Genomic DNA, 26,016 nt, shown 5'->3' on the forward strand with positions numbered 1-26,016 from the left:
TGCAGTAGACCTAGGGGCGCAAGCAACACCAAACGTCATCAAACTGCATGAAACGAGGGTGAACGCATGACAGCGCTCGACCGCCCGCCCGGCGCCCCCCGCATCCTGAGGCTGCTGGCGCTGCCCGTGGGGCTCGCGGCCAGCGCCGCCCTCACCCTGCTGTTGGCCGTGCGGCTCCGGAGGGTCGCCACCGTCGACCTCTCGACGCTGCGGATCGACCAGGCCGTGGAGATCGGCATTGTCGGGATCGGCGCAGCCCTCACCGCGTGGCTGACCCTCTCGCTGCTCGTCGCGACAGCCTGCGCGGCGGCCCGCGTGCTCGGCGGCGGATGGGCTGCGGGCGAGCGGCTCGTCCACCGCTGCGCCCCCGCCCTGGTGCGGCGCACGCTGGTGCTGGCCGTCGGCGCAGGTCTCGGGATCTCCCTCGGCGGTGTGGCGCATGCGGCCGACGCCGACCTGGGCTGGGCGCCCACCACGACCACCAGCGCCGGCGCGCACGTCGAGGCGGTCCCGACGACGCCACCCGCCCCGGTGGCTGGCGTCGACACGGCTCCCGACGCAACGTCCGGCGCCACGGCGATCACGGTGAGCGCGTCCACGCAGACGCCCCCGGCGCAGCCCTCGCCGGCACCGGCCGACGTCGGCGAGCCGACAGTGGCACAGGTCGTCGTGGCGCCTGGCGACAGCCTCTGGAAGCTCGCCGCCGAGCATCTCGGGCCCGAGGCCAGCACCGCGGAGATCGCCGCCGCCTGGCCGCGCTGGCATGAGGCGAACGCCGCGGCCATCGGCGCGGACCCCGACGTGATCCACCCTGGTCAGACGCTCGACGTGCCGACGCTTGCGCACGACGTGGCGCCCCTGGACGTTCCGTCGGCGGACGGGAGCGCGTCATGACCGCCACAGCGCCTCCGCTGACCGGCGCCGAGGCCGCCCTGGCGCACCTCCGACCGACGGCGGCCACCCCGCCGACGACCTCCGCACCGGTCCCCGAGGCACGGCGCGCATCCTCCCCCGCGACCCCGCCGACTCCCCCTGCTATGGCAGCTGAGCAGATTCCGGCCCCGCCACCGCCGAGCGCCGCGACCCGGCGGGCAGCCCAGCCCGCGGTCCACGTCCGGCTCATCCCCCACCTGTCACCGGGAAGCCGCCCGCGTGCGGCGAGCGGACCCGGCCCGGTGCGCCCGCCCACGCTCGAGGAGCGCGCCCTCGAACGGCGCCGCAACGCGCTCCGGGCCACACCCCAGGCCGCGCCTGACGAGCCGCGTGAGGACGCCCTGCCCGAGCCGACCTCCGTGTGCTGCTCGATCGTGCTCGTCGCACTGGAGTCGTTGACCGGCGCACGCTCCCTCCAGCAGCTCGCACGCTGGGTGACCCCGGAGCTCTACGAGCAGCTCGCCGCCCGCGCGGCAGTCACCGAGCGCGCATTAGGCGCCGACCGGCCAGCACAGCGGCCGGAGGTGCGCAGAGCGCGGGTCTGCCGGCTCGGCCGGCGGGTGGCGGAGGCGAGCATCGTCGTGCAGGACGGCTCACGCGTGCGCGCCGTGGCCATCCGGGTCGAGGAGCGCCGGGGCGCCTGGCGGGCCGTCGCCCTGGAGATCGGCTGACGGCCTGACCCCCAACAGCCACGTCCGGCACATGACGAGAGGCCGGGTCGGCTTCCACCGACCCGGCCTCTCCTCATGCGTCAACGCTTGCGCTTGGCCGCCTTGCGGCGCTCCTGACGGTTCGCGCCGCCGGACTCGGGCCGAACGTCGCCGCCCTCGGAGCGCGTCACGACACCGGCCGTGCCGTCGTCACTCGGCGCGGAGTACTGCAGCGGCGCCCGCTGCTCCGGGCCGTCGATGCCCTTGGCGACAAGGGCGCCCGGACGGGGCCCTGCGGCCGCCGCGCCGGCGCCGAGCGCCGCCTGGGCAGCCGACTCGGCGGTCACCGGGGCGGCGCCCTCGGCCGCCTCGCCCTCACCGGGCTCCGCGACCTTGACCTCGAGGTTGAACAGGTACTGGACCGACTCCTCCTTGATGGACTCGGTCATGGCGCTGAAGAGCTGGAAGCCCTCGCGCTGGTACTCGATGAGCGGGTCGCGCTGGGCCATCGCGCGCAGCCCGATGCCCTCCTTGAGGTAGTCCATCTCGTAGAGGTGCTCACGCCACTTGCGGTCCAGCACGGACAGCACCACGCGGCGCTCGAGCTGGCGCATGTTCTCCGAGCCGATGGTCGCCTCGCGCTCGGCGTACGCGATCCGCGCGTCCGACAGGATCTCGGTCTGGAGCAGCTCCACCGACAGCCGCGTGGGGGCGCCAGCCTGCTCGACGACCTCCTCGGGGGTGATCGTGATGGGGTAGATGCCGCGGATGGCGGTCCACAGCGCGTCGAGGTCCCAGTCCTCCGGGCGGCCCTCGGCCGTCGCGGCGGCCACGTAGTCCGTGATGACGTCGGTGAGGAAGTGGCCGACCTGCTCCTGCAGGTTCTCACCCTCGAGCACGCGGCGGCGCTCGTCGTAGATCACCGTGCGCTGGCGCGAGAGGACGTCGTCGTACTTCAGGACGTTCTTGCGGATCTCGAAGTTGCGGCCCTCGACCTGCGACTGGGCGCTCTGGATGCCGCGCGTCACGATCTTCGACTCGAGCGGCATGTCATCCGGGAAACCGGCGCGCGTCATCATCGACTCGGCCATCTGCGAGTTGAACAGGCGCATCAGGTCGTCCTGCAGCGACAGGTAGAACCGGGACTCGCCCGGGTCGCCCTGACGGCCGGAGCGGCCACGGAGCTGGTTGTCGATGCGGCGGGACTCGTGCCGCTCAGTGCCGAGCACGTACAGCCCGCCGAGCTCGACGACCTCGTCGTGCTCCGCCGCCACGGCCTCAGTCGCCTTCGCGAGGGCGTCGGGCCAGGCTGCCTCGTACTCCTCCGGGTTCTCCGCCGGGTCCAGCCCGCGCGCGGCGAGGTCGGCCACGGCCATGAACTCGGCGTTGCCGCCCAGCATGATGTCGGTGCCACGGCCGGCCATGTTCGTCGCGACGGTGACGGCGCCCTTGCGGCCCGCCTGCGCGACGATCGACGCCTCACGCGCGTGCTGCTTGGCGTTGAGCACCTCGTGCGGGACGCCCTGCTTCTTCAGCTTGGCGGAGAGCAGCTCGCTCTTCTCGACGCTGGTGGTGCCCACCAGCACCGGCTGGCCCTTGGCGTGCCGCTCGACGATGTCGGCGACGACCGCGTCGAACTTGCCTTCCTCGGCCTTGTAGACGAGGTCGCCCTGGTCGATGCGCAGCATCGGGCGGTTGGTGGGGATGGGGACGACGCCCAGCTTGTAGGTGCCCTGGAACTCGGCCGCCTCGGTCTCGGCGGTGCCGGTCATGCCCGCGAGCTTGTCGTACAAGCGGAAGTAGTTCTGCAGCGTGATCGTGGCGAGGGTCTGGTTCTCGGCCTTGATGGCCACGCCCTCCTTCGCCTCGATGGCCTGGTGCATGCCCTCGTTGTAGCGGCGGCCGGGCAGGATGCGGCCCGTGTGCTCGTCGACGATGAGGACCTCGCCGTTCATCACGACGTAGTCCTTGTCGCGCTTGAACAGCTCCTTGGCCTTGATCGCGTTGTTGAGGAACCCGATCAGCGGCGTGTTGAGCGACTCGTACAGGTTGTCGATGCCGAGGTAGTCCTCGACCCGCGCGATGCCGGGCTCGAGCACGCCGACAGTGCGCTTCTTCTCGTCGACCTCGTAGTCGCGCTCGGCCTGCAGGCGGCGGGCCACCTTGGCGAACTCGGCGTACCAGCGGTTCGCGTCGCCCGACGAGGGGCCCGAGATGATCAGCGGGGTCCGCGCCTCGTCGATGAGGATCGAGTCGACCTCGTCGACGATCGCGAAGTGGTGGCCGCGCTGCACGAGCTCGTCGGTGGTCCACGCCATGTTGTCGCGCAGGTAGTCGAAGCCGAACTCGTTGTTCGTGCCGTACGTGATGTCCGCCGCGTACTGGGCGCGACGCTCGGCCGGGCGCTGGTTCGACAGGATCACGCCCGACGTCAGCCCCAGGAACCGGTACACGCGGCCCATGAGCTCGGCCTGGTACTCGGCGAGGTAGTCGTTGACCGTGACGACGTGCACGCCCTTGCCCGTGAGCGCGTTCAAGTACGCGGGGGCGGTGGCGACGAGGGTCTTGCCCTCACCGGTCTTCATCTCGGCGATGTTGCCGAGGTGCAGCGCGGCGCCGCCCATGAGCTGGACGTCGAAGTGCCGCTGGCCCAGCGTGCGCCGAGACGCCTCGCGGACGGCGGCGAACGCCTCGGGCAGCAGGTCGTCGACGGTCTCGCCGTCGGCCAGACGCGCCTTGAAGCGGTCCGTCTCCTCACGCAGCTCCGCGTCGGAGAGCGTCTGGAAACTGTCCTCCAGGGCGTTCACCTGCTGCGCGATTCCGGACAACTTCTTGACGATCCGGCCCTCGCCGAAGCGCAGGACCTTGTCGAGAATCGCAGGCACGCGTCACTCCCCACGTGTTCGCGCTCCGCACGCCGGGGCGTCGGAGCGGTCTGGGCGGACCCGACCGCACGGCCGGGGCGCTGACCATCGTAGGCGAGGGTTATGGCCTCGGTCGAAGAACGACCACCGCGAGCAGCAGCAGGAGGGCGCCCAGCACCCCCGCCACGCCCAACCGCTCGTCCCGCAGGAGCACCGCGCCGACGGTGGCGGCGAGGGGCTCGAGCAGCGCGAGCAGCGCCGCGGTGGTCCCTGGCACGGTGCGCAGACCGCGGAAGTACGCGGCGTAGGCCGCCGCGGTGGGCACCGCTCCAAGGAAGAGCACCAACGCCCAGCCGCCGGATTCCCGGGGCAGCAAGGGCCCGGCCCCCACCACCAGCACCGCGGCCGTGAGCAGCAGGCCGCCGCAGACGAACGCGAGGCCCACGAGCGGCAGCGCGCCCAGCCCAGGGACCGGGCGGGTGTTGAGCTGCGTCATCGCGGCGAACCCGGCCCCCGAGCCGAGCGCCAGGAGCACGCCGGCGCCGCCCGCGTCCCCGGACGCCGGCGCCCCGACGAGTAGGCCGAGGCCGCCAAGCGCCAGCAGGAGGGCGGCCAGCACCTGCCCCGACGGCGCCCGGCGGCTCCGCAGCGCGACCCCGGCCGCCACCATCACCGGCGCGGACCCGAGCGCGACAAGGGTCGCAGTCGCGACACCCGCGCTGGCGACCGCGCCGAAGAAGCACGCCTGGTAGAGGGCCGCGAGCGCCGCCGTCGCGGCCACCCTGCCCGCCGCGGCACGGGTGCGCGGCACCTGGTCGAGCCGGCCGGACACCGCGACGATGCCGAGCAGCAGGAGGCCGCCGGACAGCAGTCGGCATGCCGCGACGGCAGTCGCCGACATCCCCGCCACCGCGCCGAGCTCGGCGCCCGCGAGGCCGCCCGCCCCCCACAGCACGGCGCCCAGGGCCACCAGCGCGAAGTCACCTGATCGGGTCAACGCGACGCGCGCGTCGACCCCCTCGGCGGCCATCTCTCACAGTCCTGTCGTGACGCCGGAGAGGGCATCGGCCAGCGCGGCGGCGAGCTCGCCGGACGCCCCGGACCCCGCCCCGCCGACCTGCACATCGGACAAGCCCAACCAGCCGGCGAGGACGCGCAACTCGGTGGCCAGCGCGGCGGCGACGTCAGCGCCCTCCCCGCCCGGCGCCCCCGGGGTCCGATGCGCGGCGTGCACGCGGAGCACGCCGGCACGGCGGTCGGCCTTGAGGTCCACCAGTGCGACCAGGTGCTCCCCCAGCAGGAACGGCAGCACGTAGTAGCCGTGCACGCGCTTGTGCTCGGGGACGTAGATCTCGATGCGGTAGCGCAGGCCGAAGAGCTCCTCGAGCCGCCGCCGCTCGAACACCAGCGGGTCGAACGGGCTCAACAGCGTGCGGGCCGCGGACTGCCGTGGCACCGTCGCGTCCCGGTGCAGGTAGACCGCCCGACCCCAGCCCTCGACACGCACGGGCAGCAGGACGCCGTCCTCCACGAGCTCGTCCAGTGCGCGCGTCGCCGCGGGCCCGCGCAGCCGGAAGTAGTCGAGCAGGCATTTCGCGGACCCGATGCCATGCGCCCGCGCCCCGATCTCGACGAGCCCGCGGAGCGCCTCGTCGTCCGAGGGCTCGGGACTCGCCAGCACCGCCGCGGGCAGCACCCGCTCGGCCAGGTCGTAGCAGCGCTCGAACTGGGCGTTGCGACGGGCGGCGGCGACCTCGCCGGTGAAGAACAAGTACTCGAGCACGCGTTTGGCGACAGTCCAGTTCCATCCCCACTCGGTGCGGGTGCGGGGATGCTCGGCCTCGAAGTAGGCCTGGATCTGGCTCGCGGTGACGGGGCCGTGCGCGGCGACGAGCCCGCGGATCTCCGCGACCTCCGCCGCATGCGCGATCGGCACGTCGCGGATCGTCCCCCAGGCGGAGGTCCGGTACGCGCGCCTGCGCCAGCCGAGCATCCGGTACGTCTCGGGTGGCACGAACGACGCCTCATGCGCCCACGTCTCCACGAGACGGCGCGGAGCCCGGCCAGCGGCGCGGTCGAGGAGCGCCGGGTCGTAGGGCCCGAGCCGGGAGAAGACGGGCATCAGGTGCGCGCGGGCCAACACGTTCACCGAGTCGATCTGCAGGAGGCCCAGCCGGTTGACCACCTGCAGGTACTGGCGCATCGTGACCGGCCCCGTCCGCTCCGGGCGGCCCCGGTCGAGCCCCTGGGCCCGCAGCGCGACGCGACGCGCCTGGGACGCGGAGAGCGAGTCTCGCGGCGCCGGCGCGACCCGGCCGGAGCCCTGCCGGGAGGCGTCGGCGGAAGGCTGGGTGAGCGGGAGTGAGGCCACCGGGCCATCCTGCCGTCGAGCGGTGACATCTGGCGTGGGCAATCCCGGCGTGAAGCTCCCGGCCCGCACGCGCGGACAGGCCCCGCGGGCGATGCCCCCGGGGCCTGTCGTCAGGTGATCGAGCCGTCCAGGAGGACCGCTCGGTCGGCTGCTACACCTTGGCCGTCTGCCGTTCGGCCAGTTCGCCGTTGCCGTTCGTGCGCACCGGCGTGTCCAGCTTGATCACGCCGTAGCTCCAGCCGTGACGGCGGTAGGCGACGGCGGGCTGAGCGGTCTCCGCGTCGATGAACAGGTAGAAGTCGTGCCCCACCAGCTCCATCTCGTAGAGCGCGTCATCAATCGTCATGGGGTGGGCCGAGTGGACCTTCTCGCGGATCACCACCGGGGAGTCGCCGAGAGTCATCTCCACGACGTCGCCCGGCGCCACGGCCGTGGCGGGCGCGGGCTCCAGGTCGTCCTCACTCGGCGGCCGCACGTCGACGGGCACCTCGCTCGGCGGGATCAGGGTCCTGTTGTGGTGGTCCTTGCGGCGGTCGCGCGAGCGACGCAGCCGTTCCTGCAGCTTCGCGATGGCGAGGTCCAGCGCTGCGAAGCGGTCGTCCGCGCATGCCTCCGCGCGAATCACCGGGCCCTTGTCCACGACCGTCAGCTCGACCCGCTCGCAGCTGCCTGCCTGTCGCGGGTTGCGTTCGTGCGTGACGACCACGTCGATGCGCTGAGCACGGGGAGCGAGCTGGGCCAGCTTCGTCAGCTTGTCCGTGGCATGCCGGCGGAACTTCTCCAGCACCTCGGTGTGACGACCAACGACCACGATCTCCATGAAGACCTCCAGGGAGGGACCAGGGGCGGGGGGAACACCGCCCGGTGACGTACCAAGACGCCCCGATGGGGCGATCGTGCGGCACCACCTCCTCCCGTGGCCTGACCTGCGCCCGGGACCGAACAGGGCATCGGAGCGACCTCGCCCCGACCTGTCGGTTCTGAGGTCAACGCTATCCCGACGAGGCCTCAGGTTCCAGTTCCGCCACTGCGCCGACCGGGTGGTGGCGTGGCCGCGAGCACCAGTGCGCCGACCACGACGGCCCCCGCGGCGGACAACGCGCGCTCGCAGGCGGCGAGGGTCGCCCCGGTCGTCAGCACGTCGTCGACGAGCAGCACCGGCTGGCCTCCCACCTGCAAGCGCGCCGCGCGGCGCACCGCGACCTGGCCGGCGAGGTTCGCGCCGCGTGAGCGGGCTCCGAGCCCGACCTGGTCGTGGCCGCCCCACCGCCGCCGCAGCGCGCGGGTGGAGCGCGTGCCCGGCAGCCTGGGCTCCAGTGCCTGGGCTGTCACTGCGCCGAGCCGGCCCACGAGGTCCTCGCCCCGTCGCCAGCGCGCGGTGGCCGACGAGGGCGCCGGGACCACGAGCAGGGGCGTCGACTGGTCCCAGGCCTCCAACGCGGGCGCCACCTGCCGGGCCGCGGCCGCGATCGCGTCTGCCAGATGACGGCCGAGGTCGGCGCGGCCCCGGTCCTTCCACGACACGACGATCTCCCGCACGGGCCCGACATACTGCGCGGGCGCCCAGACGGGCAGTGGCATGCGGCCGTCCATGGTGTCGAGCCGGGGCGCCGCGTCCTCGCGCCGTCGGGGCGGGGCTCGGAGCGGCGCGGCGCATGCGGGGCACAGCGGCACGTCGGGCGCCCCGCAGCCCGCGCAGTCCACCGGGAGCACGAGCCGCCCGACGCCGAGGACGGCGCGGCAGAGCCCTCGTCCGACGCGGGAGGCCCGTTGGGCGCTCGACAGTGCCGGGGCGGCGGGTGCGGCGATGGTGGATCGGCCCCGTTCGGGGAAGGTCTCGGTCATGGCGGGCACCGTTCCACCGGCGCACGCCATGGGCCCGGCGGGCCGCTCACACTCGTGGACGGGCCGCCTCGGCAGCCGGGCTGGGGGTGGGCGAGGCGCCGGGCCGGATCCTGGCTCAGCCCGGGAACGACGGAGCGCGCACCCCATCGGCGACGAACGCCCAGCCCGGCCCCGACCGGACGTACAACTCGCCCTCCGACGTCGTCACGTACAACGCCCGCTCCCCCTTGCCGCCCGCGAGCGCGACGATCCCCTCGAGAGCCGGCAGCGCGCGCGTCTGCCCGGCCAGCGGCACCAGGTACACAGTGGTCGCCGTCGCGGCGGCGGTCTTGCCCAGCACCCCCAACGTCGACTCGTCGACCCACACCACGCGCGACGCCTCGGTCAGGGTGGCGCCCGTGGCGATCGGCTCCCCGAGCTGCAGCGGGGTGCCCTCCTGGTCGCGCACCACACCGGCGACGTCGAGGCTGAACCCGCTCGCGTCCGTCGACAACACGGCGACCCGCGTGCCGTCCCGCGCGACCCGCACCTCATGCACAGTGCGGCCCGCGAGCCAGTCGGCGCGCACCACCTGCTGGGCGCCGCCGGCCCGGACCGCAGTGATCACCGGGCCCTCGGGCCCCGCCGACGCGGTCCACACCCAGCCCAGCCGGTCCACCGACGGCGGGGCCAACGCCGCGGCCTCGAGCAGTTGCTCGTCGCCTCCGCCCGAGGCCGCGCGCACCAGCGTGCCGCCCCCGGACAGGACCACGCGCACGCTGCCGGCCTCGTTGCGGGCGGTGGCGGTGACGTCCAGCCCTGTCAGCGGTCCCACACCGGCCACCGGGGCCAACTCCCCCCGGCCGAGCGCCATGAGCGTGTCGTCCTGGACCACCTCCAGCGCCGCGTCGCTCGGCAACGAGCCACGGACCAGCCGCGCGGGCTCCCACGCGAGCGGCACCCCGCCGGCGAGGACCTCCACCGAGTTCACCCGGGCGATGTCCAGGGTGGCCTCGAGCTGGGCGAGCATCCGCGCGCGATCCTCCGCGTCGCCGAGCGCGGCCCCCGACAGCGACACCTCCGCGGTGCCGTCCGCGTCCACGAGCACCACGCCCGTCTCGAGTTGGACGCCGTCCGGAACCGCCGTGCGGACCGCGTCGCGCAGCCACGGCGACGGGCCCTCCATGAGCGCGCGGACCAGCGACGTGGCGAGGTTCCGCACCGGGAACCAGCGGGTCTCCGGCACCAGGTGCGAGTTGTCCGCGGACAGGAAGTAGATCGTCGCCTGGCGGAAGACGAGCTCGAAGTTCGGCTCCGACAGCACCACGCCGTTGTCCAGCCGGGAGATCCGCCACTGCCCGCCGCTGTCCTTGACCAGGTCGAAGACCAAGGGCTGGAGCGATCCGGGGGCGCTCTCCTCGTAGACGCCGCTCGCGTCGATGCGGGCCGCCACGCCCACCTTCACCTGCACCTGGGTCTCCGTCAGCAGCGTGACCTCGGGGCTGCTGGCCGTGGGGTAGACGATCACCTGCTCGTTCGGGTTCCAGGTCGAGCGCACCTCGCCTGACAGGTACTCGCGGGCCACGGAGAACGTCGTGCTGACGTCGGCGGTGGTCTCGCGGCTGTACCCCGCGGCGTTGGCGTTGAGGAAGCCCTGGACGATCTCCATGGGCGAGGCGTCCTGCTCCGGCGAGTAGCCGAGAAGGGTCACCGGGGCGGGCTCGTTGACCTCCACGACGCCCTCGCCGACGGGACCGCGGGTGGGGATTGAGACGCAGGCCGTCAGCGCGACGGCCACGGCCAGCGCCACGGCGCCGCCACGGAGCGCGCGGATCGGGCGCCGGGTCATCGCACCTCCTGGTGGTCCAGCTCGTCGTCGAGCTCGGGGAGCGCCGCCGGGTCGAGCGACTGGCGCTCGGGCGCCGTGGGCGGCTCCGGGTCCTCGACGGGGACGAGGGGCAGCGGCGAGCCCTGCAGGCGGATGCCCGCACGGCGCGGCAGGGTCAACCGGAAGCAGGCTCCGCCGCCCGGACGGCCCCACGCCTCGAGCCAGCCGCCGTGCAGGTGCGCGTCCTCAAGCGAGATCGCCAGCCCGAGCCCGGTGCCGCCCGTGGTGCGCGCACGTGCCGGGTCCGCACGCCAGAACCTGTCGAAGACGTGCGCGGCGGCCTCCTCGGTCATCCCCACACCGTGGTCGCGGACGGTGACGGCGATGGCCTGCGCGTCGGCGGCGAGGGTCACCGCCACCGTGCTGCCGTCGGCATGCTCGATCGCGTTGTCCAGGAGGTTGCGCAGGATGCGCTCCACTCGGCGGGGGTCGATGTCCGCCGAGCAGCGGGCATCCGGCAGCGCGACGCTGAGCCAGACGCCGCGGTGCTCGGCGAGCGGGAACGCGTGGTCGGCGGCGGCGCCCACCACCTCCCGCACGTCACGGTCCTCCGCGTCGAGGGTCGCGGCGCCCGCGTCGAACCTGCTGATCTCCAGCAGGTCGGCCAGCAGGTCCTCGAACCTGTCGAGCTGGGTCTGCATCAGCTCGGCGGAGCGCTTGATCGACGGCTCGAAGTCGTGGCGTGCGCCGTGCAGCACCTCGCCCGCCATCCGGATGGTCGTCAACGGCGTGCGCAGCTCATGGGACACGTCGGAGACGAAACGGCGCTGCAGCGTCCCGAGCTCCTCCATCCGGCCGATCTGCTCCTGCAGGCCCTGCGCCATCTCGTTGAAGGAGCGGCCCAGCGTCGCCAGCTCGTCGACGCCGCGCACCGGCATCCGCTCGTCCAGGTGCCCGTCGGCGATGCGCTCGGCCGCCTGCGCCGCCGCCCGCACCGGCCGGACCACCTGGCGCGTCACGAGCCACGTCATGGTGCCGAGCAGCACCACCAACGCCGCCGCGCCAATGGACAGCATGCGCTGTAGGAACTCCAGCCGCTCCTGCTCGGGCTGCAGGTTGTACAGGAAGTAGAGCTCGAAGGTGCCAGCCCGCGGCACTGTCACCGTCTGGCCCACCATCACGGCGGGGACGACGCCCTGCTCGGCGGCCTGCCCCCCGACGCCCGAGGCCGGCCAGCCCACGGACTGCCACCGCTGGCCGGAGCCCTCGACGGTGGCCCGGCGCAGGTCGTCGCTGACCAACTCGGACAACGCCGGGTTCGAGACGGCCGAGTTCACCAGCATCGCCTGGCCCGGCGCCTGCCAGAGCAGCACCTCGCGCTCTCCGGAGCCGCCCGAGCGCAGGGCCCGCATCACGTCGTTGAGCAGCCGTTGGGCCTCGGTGACGGACGCGGCGGTGGACGCGTCGAACGTCTCCTGGGCCTGCTGGGCGGAGCGGGCGCTCTCATCGAGGACGAGCTCCACCCGCTCGGTGAACAAGCCGTCGCGCATCTGCTGGGAGAGCGTCACGCCGACGAGCGCCAACGCCACCAGGCCGATCGCGAGCGTGGAGGTGACGACGCGCACCTGCAGCGACGACCGCCAGGCGTGGGACAGCGCGCGCCCAGCGCCGATGGCGCGCAGGCGGGTGAGCCGCCACGCGCGTCTCGCACGTCCCATCCGGTGGTGTCCGTCCTGCGAGGTGACCCGGCTCAGAGCGCGGGGGCTCCGGCCTTGTAGCCGACGCCGCGCACCGTCACGACTATCTCAGGTCGCTCGGGGTCCGCCTCGATCTTGGACCGCAGCCGCTGCACGTGGACGTTCACCAGGCGCGTGTCGGCCGCGTGCCGGTAGCCCCAGACGCGCTCGAGCAGCACCTCGCGGGTGAAGACCTGCCACGGCTTGCGCGCGAGGGCGACCAGCAGGTCGAACTCGAGCGGGGTGAGCGAGATCGGCGTCCCGTCACGCGACACGCGGTGCCCGGTGACGTCGATGGTCAGGTCGCCGATGCCGAGGTGCTCGGGGACCGGCTCGTCGCTGCGCCGCAGCCGGGCGCGCACCCGGGCGATGAGCTCCTTGGGCTTGAACGGCTTCGAGATGTAGTCGTCGGCGCCGGACTCGAGCCCGAGCACGACGTCCACCGTGTCGGCCTTCGCGGTCAGCATGACGATCGGCACGCCCGACTCGGCCCGGATCTGGCGGCACACCTCTGTGCCGTCCTTGCCGGGCAGCATCAGGTCGAGCAGCACCAAGTCGGGTTGGGACGCCCGGAACACGCCGATGGCATCGTCCCCATCGGCGCAGAACACGGGGTCGAAACCCTCCGAGCGCAGCACGATGCCGATCATCTCCGCCAACGCGACATCATCGTCGACCACAAGGACGCGACCCTTCATGGGCCCATGATCGCACCGAGTATCAGCAGGCAGCGCCATATCCGAACAGATCACCCGGTCGCGTCCCGGCCGCGGCGCGGCCAGGCCCGTCGACGCGCCGCCCGCAGTGCGCCCGGGCGGCCCACGGCGCGTCGACATTGCCCCATCACGATCGCCTGACATGGCACGATGAGCGCTCAGCCGCCGCCGCCCGCGCACCAGGGAGCACGAGTCGATGACCACGCCGCACGAGGACGCGTCCCGGCCCTCGGGTCAGGCTCCGGGAGCTCCCGACGGACAGCAGCCCGCTCAGCCCACGCCGCCGGTCCCGCCAGCGCCGGCCGCGCCCTCCGGTTGGGGCCCGGCGCCGGGGCAGCCAGGCTCCCAGGCTCCCGGGCACGGGCCGCAGCCCACCGGCTGGCAGCAGGCCCCCGGCTGGCAGCAGCCGGCCTACGGCGATCCCGCGTACGGACAGCCCGCGTACGGGCAGCCCGCCTACGGACAGCCGGCGTACGGACAGCCGGCGTATGGACAGCCCGGCGCGCCGGCGCCGTACGGACCGGGTGGCTGGCGCCCGCCGGCGCTGCAGCCGGGCATCATCCCGCTGCGCCCCCTCGGCGTCGGGGAGATCCTCGACGGCGCCTTCCGCTCGATCCGCGCCAACCCGAGGGTGATGTTCGGGCTCGCGGTCATGGTCGTCACCATCGTCGTCGCCATCGAGGGTGTGCTCGAGTGGTACATCGGCGGCCTGCTGTCCGGCGCGCTCTCGGACTTCTCCGCGACGGCGGACCCCAGCGGAGACCTGGGGATCGACCAGCAGATGGGCATGACGCTCGGCGCCCTGTTCAGCCTGCCGTTGCTGCTGGTCGCCACGACGGTCCTCACCGGCCTGCTCATCGTGTCGGTGAGCCGCTCCGTCATCGGGCAGACGGTGACGCTGGGCGAGGTGGTCCGCGCCTCCAAGCGGCGCGTGTGGTGGGTGCTGGGCATCACGCTGCTCTACCTGGCCGTGCTCGTGGCGGGCTACGCCGTCGTGGTGGTGGGCATCGTGCTCGCCGCCACCAACGAGCAGTGGGTGATCGTCGGGATCGCCGCGATCCTCGGCAGCCTGCTGATGCTCGCCGCCACCGTCTGGCTCTCCGTGCGGATGCTCCTCGTCGCCCCGGCGCTGATGCTCGAGGGCGGCACGTTCTGGGCCACGGTCCGCCGCGGGTGGAAGCTCACACGCGGGAGCTTCTGGCGCCTGTTCGGCATCTACGTGCTGGTGCAGATCGTCATGACCGTGGTGGTCGGGATCATCGCCGTGCCGATCACGATCATCTCCACGGTGTTCCTGGACGACCCGCTCATGCTCTCGTTCGGCGGGATCGTGCTCAGCTCGGTCGCCGACGTGATCTCGTACACGGTCACCACCGTCTTCTCCGCCGCGGTGGTCGCGCTGCTGTACATCGACGTCCGCATGCGCCGTGAGGGGCTCGACGTCGAGCTCGCCCGAGCCGCCGACCAGAACCCCGCATGACCTTCGCGCTCCACGGCCCGCGCCTGTCCGACGTCCCGGTGGACCCGGGCGCCGATGAGGCGCGGGCCTTGCTCGAGCAGGAGCTGACGGACCCGGTGTACCACAGCGGCCCGAGCCTCCTGCAGCGCATCCTCGACTGGCTCGGCGAGCTGTTCGGGGACGCTCCGCAGCTCTCCCTGCCGCCGCGCACAGCGGTGTTGATCGTGGTGGCGGTGCTCATCGTGGTGACCGCGGTGGCCCTGTGGATCGCGGGCCCGGTGCGCCGCGCGCGGCACGGCTCCGCCCCCCGGGCGGTGCTCGCGGACGACGAGGGCCGGAGCGCCGCCGAGCTGCGCGCCGCGGCCGATGCCGCCGCCGCGCGGGGCGCCTGGGACGCCGCCGTCGCCGACCGGTTCCGCGCGATCGTCCGCGCCCTCGAGGAGCGGGCGCTGCTGGACGAGCGGCCCGGGCGCACCGCGCACGAGGTCGTCGCGGTGGCCGTCCGCAGGCTGCCCGCCCGCGCAGAGGACCTGCGCACTGCCGGCCGGCTCTTCGACGACGTCGTCTACGGCGGCGTGCACGGCAGCGAGCAGGATGACGTGTGGCTGCGGGCCGTCGACGCGAAGGTCGCGGCCGAGCGCCCCCTCGACCCCACCGCCGCCGCTGCCGCCGAGCCCACGGGGTGGTCGCTGTGACCGTGACCTCCGACCTCTCCCCCGCGCCCGTCATCGGCGACGGCACCACCAGCCGATCCCGCGCGGGGAGCCGCTGGCGCCGGGCCCGCTGGCCGCTGGCCATCGTGGGCCTCGTGCTGCTGGTCGGCCTGCTCGCCGCGCTGCCGGCGCCACGCACGTCGACGGTGGCGCTGGCGCCTGACAACCCGTCCGCGCTCGGCTCCCGCGCCCTCGCCGAGGTGCTCCGGGACCAGGGCGTCGAGATCACCTACGTCCGCTCCTCCGCAGCAGCGCTCGAGGCGGCCGGCGCGGGGTCCACCCTGCTCGTCACGAGCGACGCGATGCTCTCCGACGAGCAGGCGGGCCAGATCGCCGCGTCCGAGGCCGACCTCGTGCTGGTCGAGCCGGTCTGGCTGCTCCCCTTCGTCACGTCCGCGGCCGACACCACGCCGGAGTACGCGCCCTCACAGGTCCGCACCGCCGAGTGCGCCGACCCGGACGCGCGCGCCGCGGGGACGGTGACCGTCAGCGGCAGCGGGTTCATCGCCCTCGACGACGACGCCACCACGTGCTTCCCGGCTCCTGGCGGCGAGTCCGGCGGCGGCGCCTACCTGGTCGTCGAGGGCGAGCGCCGCGTCACGGCGATCTCCGACGGGACGCCGCTGACCAACGACGCCATCACGGCCGAGGGCAACGCCGCGCTCGCGCTGCGCATGCTGGGCCGCCACGACCACCTGGTCTGGTACGTGCCCTCGCTCGCTGACTCCGGCGAGGCCTCCGGTCCGGCCTTGCGCGACATGCTGCCGCCCTGGGCGGGACCCGTCGCCCTGCAGCTCCTGCTGGTGGCCGCCGTCGCCGGGGTGTGGCGCGCGCGGAGGCTCGGCCGGGTGGTGGTCGAGCCGCTGCCGGTGACGGTGCGCTCGGGCGAGGCGACGCGTGGACGGGGCCGCCTGTACCGTCGCTCCCGTTCGTACGGCCATGCGGCCGCCGCGCTCCGCGCCGGAGTGGCGACTCGCACGGCCGCGCAGCTCGGGCTCCCCCGATCGGCGCCCGCGCCCGTGGTGATCGACGCATTGGCCCGGGCCACCGGGCGAGCGAATGACGACGTGGCGGGGCTGCTGTACGGGCCGCCGCCGACCGACGACACCGGGCTGGCGCTGCTGGCCCGCAGGCTGGACGAGCTGGAGAGCGAGGTTCACCGAACGTGACCGAGGCACACACGAACGGCGGGTGGCCGACCCCCGAGGGATCGCCCGCACCGGGTCTCCACTCGGCCGCCCCCATCCCCGCGCCCATTCCCGGGGCGCCCGCGACCGCGCCGGCCCCCGTCGCTCACGACGCGCCGTCCGCCGCCCTGCGCGAGACGCTCGGCGCCGTGCGAGCCGAGGTCGGCAAGGCCGTCGTCGGCCAGGACGCCGCGGTCACCGGGCTGGTCATCGCGCTGCTGTGCCGGGGCCATGTGCTGCTCGAGGGCGTGCCCGGCGTCGCGAAGACGCTGCTGGTGCGGACGCTGTCCGCCGCGCTCGACCTAGACACCAAGCGCGTGCAGTTCACCCCGGACCTGATGCCTGGCGACATCACCGGCTCGCTCGTGTACGACGCGCGCACCGCCGAGTTCTCCTTCCGCGAGGGCCCGGTCTTCACCAACCTGCTCCTCGCCGACGAGATCAACCGGACGCCCCCGAAGACGCAGGCCTCCCTGCTGGAGGCGATGGAGGAGCGCCAGGTGTCCGTCGACGGGCTGGCCCGCCCGCTCCCCGACCCGTTCATGGTGATCGCGACGCAGAACCCGGTGGAGTACGAGGGCACGTACCCGCTGCCCGAGGCCCAGCTCGACCGGTTCCTGCTCAAGCTGAACCTGCCGCTGCCCGAGCGGGCCCACGAGGTCGAGGTGCTGGCCCGGCACGCCGCGGGCTTCGACCCGCGGGACCTGCGGGCGGCGGGCGTGCGGCCGGTCGCGGGCGCCGGGGCGCTGGCCCAGGCCCGTGCCGAGGTCGCCCGCGTGCAGGTCGCCCCCGAGGTGCTCGGCTACGTGGTGGACCTCTGCCGCGCGACGCGCCAGTCGCCGTCGCTGTCCCTCGGGGTGTCTCCCCGAGGCGCCACCGCGCTGCTCGCCACGTCCCGCGCGTGGGCGTGGATGTCCGGCCGCCCGTACGTCACCCCCGACGACGTCAAGGCGCTGGCCCACCCGACCCTGCGGCACCGCGTGCAGCTGCGCGCGGAGGCGGAGCTCGAGGGCGTCACCACGGAGAGCGTGCTCGACACCGTGCTGGCCTCCGTGCCCGTCCCCCGCTGACGCTCGATGACGATCACCTGGCGGGCCGTGGCCCTCGCGGCGTTGGGCGTGGTGGCGGTGCTGCTCGTCCCCGTGCCCGGCACCGTGCTGGTGTGGGCGCTGGTCGTGGCGGCGGCGTGCGCCTGCGACGCCCTGCTGGCTGCCTCTCCCCGCCAGGTGGCCGTCACCCGCTCCGTGCCGGGCTCCGTGCGGCTGACGCAGACTGCCCGGTCGACGCTCACTTTGGCGAACGTCGGGCCCCGGCGGCTGCGCGCGCTGGTGCGGGACGCGTGGCTGCCGTCGGCGGGCGCCGGGGCGAACCGCCACCCGGTCGACCTGCCGCCGGGTGAGTCGCAGCGAGTGTCCACGGTCCTCACGCCCACGCGCCGCGGGGACCGCCGGGCGGACCGCGTGACCATCCGCACTGTGGGGCCACTGGGCCTCGCCGGACGGCAGGCCTCCCTGGACGTGCCGGGCGTGCTGCGGGTGCTCCCCGAGTTCGCGTCCCGGCGGCACCTGCCGAGCCGGCTCGCGCGGCTGCGCGAGCTCGACGGGCGGGCCGCCGTGCAGGTGCGCGGCGCCGGCACCGAGTTCGACTCGCTGCGCGAGTACGTCATCGGCGACGACGTGCGCTCCATCGACTGGCGGGCCACCGCACGGCGCGCCGACGTCGTCGTCCGCACCTGGCGCCCCGAACGCGACCGCCGCGTGCTGATCGTCCTGGACACCTCCCGCACCGCCGCCGTGCGCGTGCAGGACGCGCCGCGGATGGACGCGTCCATCGAGGCGGCGCTGCTGCTCTCGGCGCTGGCGTCGCGCGCCGGGGACCGGGTCGAGCTGATGGCCTACGACCGGGCGCTGCGGGGCCGGGTGGCCGGGTTCAGCGGGCCACGGCTGATGCCCGCCGTCGCGGACGCGCTGGCCGGCGTCGAGCCGGCGCTGGTCGAGATGGACTGGCCCGGGGTCGTCAGCATGGTGCGCGAGCGCCTGTCCCAGCGGGCCCTGGTGGTGCTGTTCTCCTCGTTGGAGCCCGCCGCCGTGGAGCAAGGGCTGCTGGCCGTGGTGGGCCAGCTCGCCGAACGCCACCAGGTGGTGCTCGCGGCGGTGCGCGACCCGGAGGTGGAGGCGCTGCGCACCGGCCGCGGCGACGTCTCGGAGGTCTTCGACGCGGCGGCCGCCGAGCGCGCCGAGTTGGAGCGCGCCGCCGTCGCCGTGCGCCTGCGCCAGCGCGGCGTCGAGGTGGTCGACGCGCTGCCCGCCGACCTGGCGCCCCGGCTGGCTGACACGTACCTCGCGTTGAAGGCCGCCGGCCGGCTCTGATCGCGGGCGCGATGTCTGGGCTTGGCCCTAGGGTCGCTCGCATGCAGACGCCGGCGCCCGTCCTCGGCCGTCGAGCCCTGAACCGCGCGCTGCTGGCCCGCCAGCACCTCCTGGCCCGCCATGAGGGCGCCGCCCTCGACGAGGTCGACCACCTGGTGGGCCTGCAAGCACAGGCGCCGTGGTCGCCCTACACGGCGCTGTGGTCGCGGCTGGACTCCTTCCAGCCCGCCGAGCTCGGCGACCTGCTGCTGCGCCGCGACGTGGCGCGGGTCGCCGCGATGCGCTCCACCGTGCACCTGCTGACCGCCGAGGACGCGCTCCTGCTCCCGGTGCTGACCGCCATCGTGGGCGAGCGGGGCGCGCGCGCCCGGGGGCCGTTCTCCGACACGCTGCGCGCCCTCGACCTGGCGGAGCTCGCCGCCGCCGGCCGCGAGATCCTCGAGGCCGAGCCCCTAGCCCCCGCACGGCTCGGCGAGCGACTGCGCGAACGCTGGCCGCACGGCTCCCCCGACGCCCTGGCGCATGGGGTGCGCTACCTGCTCCCCCTCGTCCAGACGACTCCTCGCGCGGTGTGGGGGCAGTCGGGGGCGACCATCTGGACGACCACCCGGGCCTGGCTCGGCCGCGACCGGCAGGACCTCGACGACCCGGCGGCGCGCGAGGCCGCGCTGCGGGGGGTCGTGCTGCGGTACCTCGCGGCGTTCGGCCCGGCGAGCACCGCCGACGTGCAGCGTTGGAGCGGCCTGACCCGGTTGGCGCCGGTGCTGGAGGGCCTGCGCGGCGAGCTGGTGTCGTTCCGCGCCGAGCCGGATCCGTCGGCGCGGGCTGGCCGGGCTGGCCGCGCCGGCAGGGAGCTCTTCGACCTCCCCGACGCGCCCCGACCCGACGCCGAGACCCCTGCTCCCGTGCGGTTCCTGCCCGATTTCGACAACGCGCTGCTCAGCCATGCCGACCGTGACCGGATCGTCGCCGAGGAGCACCGTCGCGCGTTGGCGCGGGCCAACGGCCGGACGCCGGGCGTCGTCCTGGTGGACGGGTTCGTCGCGGCCGCCTGGTCGCTGCGGCGCGAGCGGGCCGCGGCCGCCCTCGACGTGGAGCCGCTGCGGCCGCTGGCCCGCGCGGAGATCCGCGATGTGGCCGCGGAGGCGGAGGTGCTCGTCAGGTTCCTCGCGGAGGACGCGAGCGCGCATGAGGTCGTGATCGCGGACCGCTGAGCGGTCGACGGGGCGCTACCCGGCGACGGCCACCGAGTACCCGGCGCGGTCGTCCTCCAGGTCGCCGGTCTCGCCATCGGCCACGGCCCGGCGCCCCAGCACCAGGGTGTAGGCCCAGAACGCTGCGAGCACCGCGGCGCCAATGGTGATCTTCACGGCCCAGGGCAGGCTCGACCCGGTGACGAACCCCTCCACCAACCCGGAGACCAGCAGCACCCCCACCAGGCCGATGGCCACGGTGAACAGCGCACGCCCCTCCTCCGCGAGGGCGCGTGAGCGCGGCCGCGGCCCGGGGTCGACCCACGTCCAGAACAGTCGCAGCCCGGCGGCCCCGGCCACGAAGATCGCGGTGAGCTCCATCAGCCCATGCGGGGAGATGAGCTGCAGGAACAGGGCCAGCTCACCGTGGGCGGCCATCATCCCGCCCGTGGCCCCCACGTTCACGGCGTTGCTGACCAGCACGTAGGCGGGGCCGATGCCGGTGATGCCGAGCCCGACGCACAGGGCGGCGATCCACGCGTTGTTGGTCCACACCATCGTCGCGAAGCCGATGCCCGGGTCGTAGTACGAGGCGAAGGCGTTCTCGACGTACTCCCGCTGCTGGCTCTCGGTGCCCATCACGGCGAGCGCCCCGGGCTGGGTGGCGACCCAGGCCCCCGCGGTGATCGCGAGCGCGAGGAACCCGGCGGTCACCGCGACCGTCCACCAGCGGATCCGGTAGAGCGCCGCGGGCAGGGAGACGACGGCGAAGCGGGCGAAGTCGCGCCAGCTCGGCTCATGGGATCCGGCGATGCGCGCGCGGGCCCGGGCGAGCAGCTGGGACAGGCGGCTGACGAGCTCGGGGTCGGGCGCGCTCGACCGCACCCGCGAGAGGTCGGTGGCGACCGACTGGTAGAGGCGGACCAGCTCGTCGGCCTCGGCGCCGCTGAGGCGGCGGCGCCGGCTCAGCTCGTCGAGGCGCGCCCAACCGGGGCTGTGCACGGCGGTGAAGGCGTCCAGGTCCACGCCGGATACCCTGCCACAGCACACGACGCGCGAACGGCAGGAGGAGCCCGATGGACGAGGGGATCGTCACCGGAGAGGGTGTGCTGCTCGACACCCGGCCGACGTCGTTCTTGTCGCGCGTGGTCGCGGCGCTCATCGACCTGACCGCGCTCGGCATCGTGCTGGTCGTCACGGTGCTCGTGCTGGGCGGTTCCAGCTTCGCGCCGAGCGAAGCGCTGTCCCGCGTCCTGTTCGTGGCGGCCTTGGCGACGGTGATGGTGGTGCTGCCGACGATGGTGGACACGCTGACGCGGGGCCGGTCGTTGGGCAAGCTCGTGGTGGGCATTCGCGTCGTGCGGGACGACGGCGGCCCGATCCGCCTCCGGCAGGCGTTCGTGCGGGCGCTCACTGGCGTGTTCGAGCTGTGGCTGACCGTCGGCAGTGTGGCGCTGATCTGCTCGATCGTGCAGCCGCAGGGCAAGCGGGTCGGCGACCTCCTCGCGGGGACGTACGCGGTGCGGGTGCGGGGGAAGACGGCTGCGCGGACGCCGGTGATGATGCCTCCGCACCTCGCGGGCTGGGCGGCGGGCGCGGATGTGCGGCGGCTGCCCGACGGGTTGGCGTTGTCGGTGCGGCAGTTCCTCACCCGGACGTCCACCTTGCACCCTCAGTCGCGGGCGAGCCTGGGCACAGACCTCGCCGTCGAGGTGCAGCGGTTCGTCGCGCCGGCCCCGCCGCCGGGCACCCACCCCGAGCTCTTCCTCGCGGCGGTGCTGGCGGAGCGCCGTCGCCGCGAGCACCTGAGCGCCGAGGCGGGCAGGCAGCGGGCCGCCCAGGAGAGCGTGCTGATGCAGCGGCTCCCCCACGGGGTGCCCGACCCCGTCGACTGAGCCTCACAGCCCGCGTCAGTACCTGTAGTGGTCGGGCTTGTACGGCCCCGCGACGTCCACCCCCAGGTAGTCGGCCTGCGCCGGGGTGAGCTCGGTGAGCCGCACCCCGAGCGCGTCGAGGTGCAGCCGCGCGACCTTCTCGTCGAGCGTCTTCGGCAGGCGGTGCACGCCCAGCGGGTAGGCCTCGGGCCGGTTGAACAGCTCGACCTGCGCGATGACCTGGTTGGCGAACGACGTGCTCATCACGAAGCTGGGGTGGCCCGTCGCGTTGCCGAGGTTGAGCAGCCGCCCCTCGGAGAGGACGAGCACGGAGTGCCCGTCGGGGAACGTCCACTCGTGCACCTGCGGCTTGACCTCGGTGCGCACGATGCCGGGCCATGCGGCCAGCCCGGCCATGTCGACCTCGTCGTCGAAGTGGCCGATGTTGCCGACCACCGCCTTGTCCTTCATCGCCGCCATGTGGTCGGCGGTGATGATGTCCCGGTCGCCGGTGGTGGTGATGAAGAAGTCAGCCTCGGCCACGACGTCCTCCACCCGGGCCACCTGGAGCCCGTCCATGACGGCCTGCAGCGCGCAGATGGGGTCGATCTCGGAGATGACGACGCGCGCGCCCTGGCCGCGCAGGGCCTCCGCGGCGCCCTTGCCGACGTCGCCGTACCCCGCCACGAGGGCGACTTTGCCGCCGATGAGCAGGTCGGTGGCCCGGTTGAGGCCGTCGGGCAGCGAGTGGCGGATGCCATAGCGGTTGTCGAACTTCGACTTGGTGACGGAGTCGTTCACGTCGATGGCGGGGAACAGCAGCCGCCCGGCCTCGGCGAGCCGGTCGAGGCGCCGCACACCCGTGGTGGTCTCCTCGGTGACGCCGCGGATGCCCGCCGCCGCCCGGGTCCAGCGGCCGGGGTCGGCGGCCAGGGAGGCGCGCAGGACGGCGGCTAGCGCGTCGGCCTCCGCGGAGTGCCCCGGCTCGCCGGGCGCCGGCCCGGCCGGCACAGCGCCGGACGCCTCCGCCTCGAGGCCTTGATGGACGAGGAGGGTGGCGTCCCCGCCGTCGTCGAGGATCATGTTCGGCCCCTCGCCGGGCCAGGCGAAGATCTGCTCGGCGCACCACCAGTAGTCCTCGAGCGTCTCGCCCTTCCACGCGAACACCGGCGCCCCAGCCGGCCTGGCGGGCGTGCCCTGGGGCCCGACGACGACGGCGGCCGCGGCCTCGTCTTGCGTCGAGAAGATGTTGCACGACGCCCACCGGACCTGGGCGCCCAGCGCGATGAGCGTCTCGATGAGGACGGCGGTCTGCACCGTCATGTGGATGGACCCGGCGATGCGGGCTCCGGTGAGCGGCTGGCTCGGGCCCCATTCGGCGCGCAACGCCATAAGCCCGGGCATCTCATGCTCGGCGAGCCTGATCTGTGCCCGGCCCCGCTCGGCCTCGGAGAGGTCCCGCACCTTGTGCTGGCCGACGGCTTCGTCGAAGTCGGACACTGGGCGCCCCCTGAGGTCGGCCGGCCACTGCGATCCGTGCATCGTCCCGCTACGTGCGGGGCCCCGCGAGCGGACTGGCGGCGATGCCGCGTTTATGAGCCTCGTCACACACCTCGACGCCCGCCCCGCGCCTACCCGGTGTCGGGCGCCCCAGCAAATATCACGAAAAGATAACGATCCAAGAGCGGGTAAAGTCGCAGGTCAGAGCACACTTTCACCCGATCGGGCTCCCCGGCAAAACGGACACACAGCCGGAACCGAGTTCGCTTTCACCACCGCAGGCAGGGCATGGTGCTGGTGACAGATCGACGACGGACCCGTTCGGACGCCGTCGCCTCGCCGGGCCGCAGCCCCCTTCCTGAGGGCCCCGCACCGAGACGACGACCTTCCTCGAGCACCCGCGGCACCACTCGGTGCGCGCCGTCGCCGACCGGAGGCCCACCCGGCCCCACCGCCAGCGCGCGAGCGTCTCGCAGGCGGCGCCCCCCTCGTGCGGGGCGTGGCCCGGGTGGCCGCGAGCGGAATGGATGACCATGACGGCAGTACGTGCCGAGAACGTCTACAAGGTGTTCGGTCGACGCCCGGTCGAAGCGATGCGGAGGCTGCGCGAGGGCGCGACCCGCGACGAGGTGGCCATGCACGGCACCGCGGCAGTGATCGACGCGAGTTTCGACGTCGCCAGCGGCGAGACGTTCGTCGTGATGGGCCTGTCCGGATCGGGCAAGTCCACACTGATCCGGATGCTCAACGGCCTCGGCCGCCCCACTTCCGGCCGCGTCCTGCTCGGCGACCACGACCTGTCGACGGTGCGGTCCAAAGAGCTGCGGGAGATCCGCCAGCGCCGCGTCTCCATGGTGTTCCAGCACTTCGCGCTCCTGCCGCACCGCAGCGTCCTCGACAACACGGCGTACCCGCTGGAGATCCGCGGCGTGGACAAGGCCGAGCGGCGCCGACGCGCCGGAGAGGCCCTCGAGCTCGTGGGGCTCGAGCGCTGGGCCGACCACCTGCCGTCGCAGCTCTCCGGCGGCATGCGCCAGCGCGTCGGCCTCGCCCGCGCCCTCGCCGCCGACACCGACGTGCTGCTCATGGACGAGGCGTTCTCCGCGCTCGACCCGCTGATCCGCCGCGAGATGCAGGACCAGCTCCTCGAGCTCCAGCAGACCCTCGGCAAGACTATCGTGTTCATCACCCACGACCTCAACGAGGCGATGTACCTGGGCGACCGGATCGCCGTCATGCGCGACGGCCGCATCGTGCAGGTGGGCACCAGCGAGGAGATCCTCTCCGACCCCGCGAACGACTACGTCGCCCAGTTCGTCGCCGACGTGGACCGCACCCGCGTCCTGACCGCCGCCTCCGTGATGCAGCCCGCCCGCGCCGTCGTGCCGCTCAGCGCGGGCCCGCGCCTCGCCCTGCGCACCATGCGCGAGCAGCAGGTCTCCGCCGCCTACGTGCTCGACCGCACCCGCGCGCTGCGGGGCATGGTCCATGACGCCGACGTGGTCGCCGCGCTCCGGAACGGCGACGCCACCGTGACCGACCTCGTCCGCACCGGCGTCACGCCCGTCTCCCCGGAGACGCCGCTGGGCGAGCTGTTCGCGCCCGCCGCCGAGTCGGCCCTGCCGATCCCCGTCACCGACGCGGCCGGGCGCCTCGTCGGCGTCGTCCCCCGGGTGACGCTGCTCGAGGCCATGGTGCCGAATGAGCAGACGCCGCCCCGGGGGACCCCCGCCGTCGCCGACGACCCCGATGACCCCGCGCCCTCCGATGACCCAGCGTCCTCCGATGGCGCCGCGCCGTCCGACGAGCCCACGCAGTCCGACGAGCCCACGGCGGTGCCCGCATGATCCCCGCGTCCTCCAGCACCACCACCGGGCTCCCCCGCCTGCCACTCGGCGCCTGGGTCGCGGATGCCGTCGACTGGGTCACCACGACGTTCCGTGGTTTCTTCGACCAGGTCCGCGGCGCCCTCGAGTGGTGCTACGACTCACTCGACGGGCTGCTCGGCGGTCCCCCGTTCTGGCTGGTCGCGCTCGTCCTCGCCGCGGCGGCGCTGTTCGTGAAGGGCTGGCGGCTCGCCGTCGGCTCACTCGTCGGGTTCGTGCTCATCGCCGCCGTCGACCAGTGGGCCAACGCGATGCACACCCTGTCCCTGGTCATCCTCGCGACAGTCGTCGCCCTCGTGCTCGCGATACCGCTCGGCATCTGGAGCGCCCGAGACGACCGCGTCTCCCGTGTCGTGCGCCCCGTGCTGGACCTCATGCAGACCATGCCCGCGTTCGTCTACCTGATCCCCACGGTGGTCATCTTCCGGGTCGGCGTGGTCCCCGGCATCGTCGCCACAGTCATCTTCGCGATGGCGCCCGGCGTGCGCTTCACCGAGCTCGGCATCCGGCAGGTCGACCGTGAGGTCGTCGAGGCGGGCCACGCGTTCGGCTCCGGCGAGGGCCGCATCCTGCGCCAGATCCAACTCCCCCTCGCGCTGCCCACCATCATGGCCGGCGTCAACCAGGTGATCATGCTGTCGCTGTCGATGGTCGTGATGTCCGGCCTGGTCGGCGCCGCTGGCCTCGGCCGCGACGTCGTGACGGCGCTCCAGCGCGTCAACATCTCCCTCGGCTTCGAGGCGGGCATCTCCGTGGTGATCCTCGCCGTCTTCCTCGACCGCGTCACCGCCGCCCTCGGCGAACGGTCACCGGTCGCGCGCGCCCTGCGGACCACCGACGCCTGAGGCGCCGACGGCCCCGATGACCCCGCGCCCTCCGATGACCCGGCGTCCTCCGATGGCGCCGCGCCGTC

The 26,016-nt window shown here is 73.8% G+C and carries 21 protein-coding genes; 11 read left to right on the forward strand and 10 right to left on the reverse strand.

Annotated elements, in window-relative coordinates:
- Nucleotides 1–66 precede the first annotated feature (66 nt).
- A complete protein-coding gene (locus QUV83_RS03580) occupies nucleotides 67–894 on the forward strand; it encodes a LysM peptidoglycan-binding domain-containing protein (RefSeq protein WP_289562705.1) in 828 nt (275 codons plus the stop codon).
- Nucleotides 895–1,175: 281 nt separating this feature from the next.
- Nucleotides 1,176–1,604 (forward strand): Rv3235 family protein, encoded by a 429-nt coding sequence (locus tag QUV83_RS03585; protein WP_289562708.1) that lies wholly within the window; start codon nucleotides 1,176–1,178, stop codon nucleotides 1,602–1,604.
- 80 nt (nucleotides 1,605–1,684) lie between these two features.
- Here QUV83_RS03585 and secA read toward each other — a convergent pair whose 3' ends face one another.
- The 8 genes from secA to mtrA form a co-directional block, all read right to left on the reverse strand.
- Complete coding sequence (gene secA / locus QUV83_RS03590; RefSeq protein WP_289562710.1) at nucleotides 1,685–4,468, reverse strand: preprotein translocase subunit SecA; 2,784 nt, start codon at nucleotides 4,466–4,468, stop codon at nucleotides 1,685–1,687.
- A 100-nt stretch (nucleotides 4,469–4,568) separates the two neighbouring features.
- Entirely contained in the window at nucleotides 4,569–5,477 is a 909-nt protein-coding gene (locus QUV83_RS03595; RefSeq protein ID WP_289562712.1) for an EamA family transporter, read from the reverse strand.
- Between the two features lie 3 nt (nucleotides 5,478–5,480).
- Nucleotides 5,481–6,818: a winged helix-turn-helix domain-containing protein gene (locus QUV83_RS03600; RefSeq protein ID WP_436231872.1), complete on the reverse strand. Its 1,338-nt coding sequence runs from the start codon at nucleotides 6,816–6,818 to the stop codon at nucleotides 5,481–5,483.
- Between the two features lie 151 nt (nucleotides 6,819–6,969).
- Nucleotides 6,970–7,638: a ribosome hibernation-promoting factor, HPF/YfiA family gene (gene hpf, locus QUV83_RS03605; RefSeq protein WP_289562714.1), complete on the reverse strand. Its 669-nt coding sequence runs from the start codon at nucleotides 7,636–7,638 to the stop codon at nucleotides 6,970–6,972.
- A 188-nt stretch (nucleotides 7,639–7,826) separates the two neighbouring features.
- Nucleotides 7,827–8,663, reverse strand: a complete 837-nt coding sequence (locus tag QUV83_RS03610) for a ComF family protein (RefSeq protein ID WP_289562716.1) — start codon at nucleotides 8,661–8,663, stop codon at nucleotides 7,827–7,829.
- A 115-nt stretch (nucleotides 8,664–8,778) separates the two neighbouring features.
- On the reverse strand, nucleotides 8,779–10,491 hold the full coding sequence (locus QUV83_RS03615; protein WP_289562718.1) for an LpqB family beta-propeller domain-containing protein: 1,713 nt from the start codon (nucleotides 10,489–10,491) through the stop codon (nucleotides 8,779–8,781).
- On the reverse strand, nucleotides 10,488–12,188 hold the full coding sequence (gene mtrB, locus QUV83_RS03620) for an MtrAB system histidine kinase MtrB (protein ID WP_289562721.1): 1,701 nt from the start codon (nucleotides 12,186–12,188) through the stop codon (nucleotides 10,488–10,490). Before mtrB ends, QUV83_RS03615 begins: the two co-directional genes overlap by 4 nt.
- Nucleotides 12,189–12,220: 32 nt before the next feature.
- On the reverse strand, nucleotides 12,221–12,904 hold the full coding sequence (gene mtrA, locus QUV83_RS03625; protein ID WP_289562723.1) for an MtrAB system response regulator MtrA: 684 nt from the start codon (nucleotides 12,902–12,904) through the stop codon (nucleotides 12,221–12,223).
- Between the two features lie 214 nt (nucleotides 12,905–13,118).
- Here mtrA and QUV83_RS03630 point away from each other — a divergent pair, with 214 nt between their 5' ends.
- The 6 genes from QUV83_RS03630 (at nucleotide 13,119) to QUV83_RS03655 (ending at nucleotide 19,864) form a co-directional block, all read left to right on the forward strand.
- The gene (locus QUV83_RS03630; protein ID WP_289562725.1) at nucleotides 13,119–14,402 is read left to right on the forward strand and encodes a glycerophosphoryl diester phosphodiesterase membrane domain-containing protein; all 1,284 of its coding nucleotides are present in this window, start codon (nucleotides 13,119–13,121) and stop codon (nucleotides 14,400–14,402) included.
- Entirely contained in the window at nucleotides 14,399–15,076 is a 678-nt protein-coding gene (locus QUV83_RS03635) for a DUF4129 domain-containing protein (RefSeq protein ID WP_289562727.1), read from the forward strand. The genes QUV83_RS03630 and QUV83_RS03635 overlap by 4 nt, the downstream gene beginning before the upstream one ends.
- On the forward strand, nucleotides 15,073–16,263 hold the full coding sequence (locus tag QUV83_RS03640; protein WP_289562730.1) for a DUF4350 domain-containing protein: 1,191 nt from the start codon (nucleotides 15,073–15,075) through the stop codon (nucleotides 16,261–16,263). Before QUV83_RS03635 ends, QUV83_RS03640 begins: the two co-directional genes overlap by 4 nt.
- A 74-nt stretch (nucleotides 16,264–16,337) precedes the next feature.
- On the forward strand, nucleotides 16,338–17,351 hold the full coding sequence (locus QUV83_RS03645) for an AAA family ATPase (protein WP_436231879.1): 1,014 nt from the start codon (nucleotides 16,338–16,340) through the stop codon (nucleotides 17,349–17,351).
- Between the two features lie 6 nt (nucleotides 17,352–17,357).
- Complete coding sequence (locus QUV83_RS03650) at nucleotides 17,358–18,650, forward strand: DUF58 domain-containing protein (RefSeq protein WP_289562733.1); 1,293 nt, start codon at nucleotides 17,358–17,360, stop codon at nucleotides 18,648–18,650.
- Between the two features lie 41 nt (nucleotides 18,651–18,691).
- A complete protein-coding gene (locus QUV83_RS03655; RefSeq protein WP_289562735.1) occupies nucleotides 18,692–19,864 on the forward strand; it encodes a winged helix DNA-binding domain-containing protein in 1,173 nt (390 codons plus the stop codon).
- A gap of 15 nt (nucleotides 19,865–19,879) precedes the next feature.
- Here the strand turns inward: QUV83_RS03655 and QUV83_RS03660 are convergent, their stop codons facing one another.
- On the reverse strand, nucleotides 19,880–20,869 hold the full coding sequence (locus QUV83_RS03660; protein WP_289562738.1) for a stage II sporulation protein M: 990 nt from the start codon (nucleotides 20,867–20,869) through the stop codon (nucleotides 19,880–19,882).
- Between the two features lie 50 nt (nucleotides 20,870–20,919).
- Here QUV83_RS03660 and QUV83_RS03665 point away from each other — a divergent pair, with 50 nt between their 5' ends.
- Nucleotides 20,920–21,738, forward strand: coding sequence for an RDD family protein (locus QUV83_RS03665; protein ID WP_289562739.1), 819 nt, complete (start codon nucleotides 20,920–20,922; stop codon nucleotides 21,736–21,738).
- Nucleotides 21,739–21,753: 15 nt separating this feature from the next.
- Here the strand turns inward: QUV83_RS03665 and ahcY are convergent, their stop codons facing one another.
- The gene (gene ahcY, locus QUV83_RS03670) at nucleotides 21,754–23,217 is read right to left on the reverse strand and encodes an adenosylhomocysteinase (RefSeq protein ID WP_289562741.1); all 1,464 of its coding nucleotides are present in this window, start codon (nucleotides 23,215–23,217) and stop codon (nucleotides 21,754–21,756) included.
- A gap of 527 nt (nucleotides 23,218–23,744) precedes the next feature.
- Here ahcY and QUV83_RS03675 point away from each other — a divergent pair.
- Nucleotides 23,745–25,064, forward strand: coding sequence for a quaternary amine ABC transporter ATP-binding protein (locus tag QUV83_RS03675; RefSeq protein WP_289562743.1), 1,320 nt, complete (start codon nucleotides 23,745–23,747; stop codon nucleotides 25,062–25,064).
- Entirely contained in the window at nucleotides 25,061–25,948 is an 888-nt protein-coding gene (locus QUV83_RS03680) for an ABC transporter permease (RefSeq protein WP_289562745.1), read from the forward strand. The genes QUV83_RS03675 and QUV83_RS03680 overlap by 4 nt, the downstream gene beginning before the upstream one ends.
- Nucleotides 25,949–26,016: the final 68 nt, after the last annotated feature.

Source organism: Cellulomonas cellasea, from assembly GCF_030372105.1.
In the GTDB taxonomy this organism is placed as follows: domain Bacteria; phylum Actinomycetota; class Actinomycetes; order Actinomycetales; family Cellulomonadaceae; genus Cellulomonas_A; species Cellulomonas_A cellasea_A.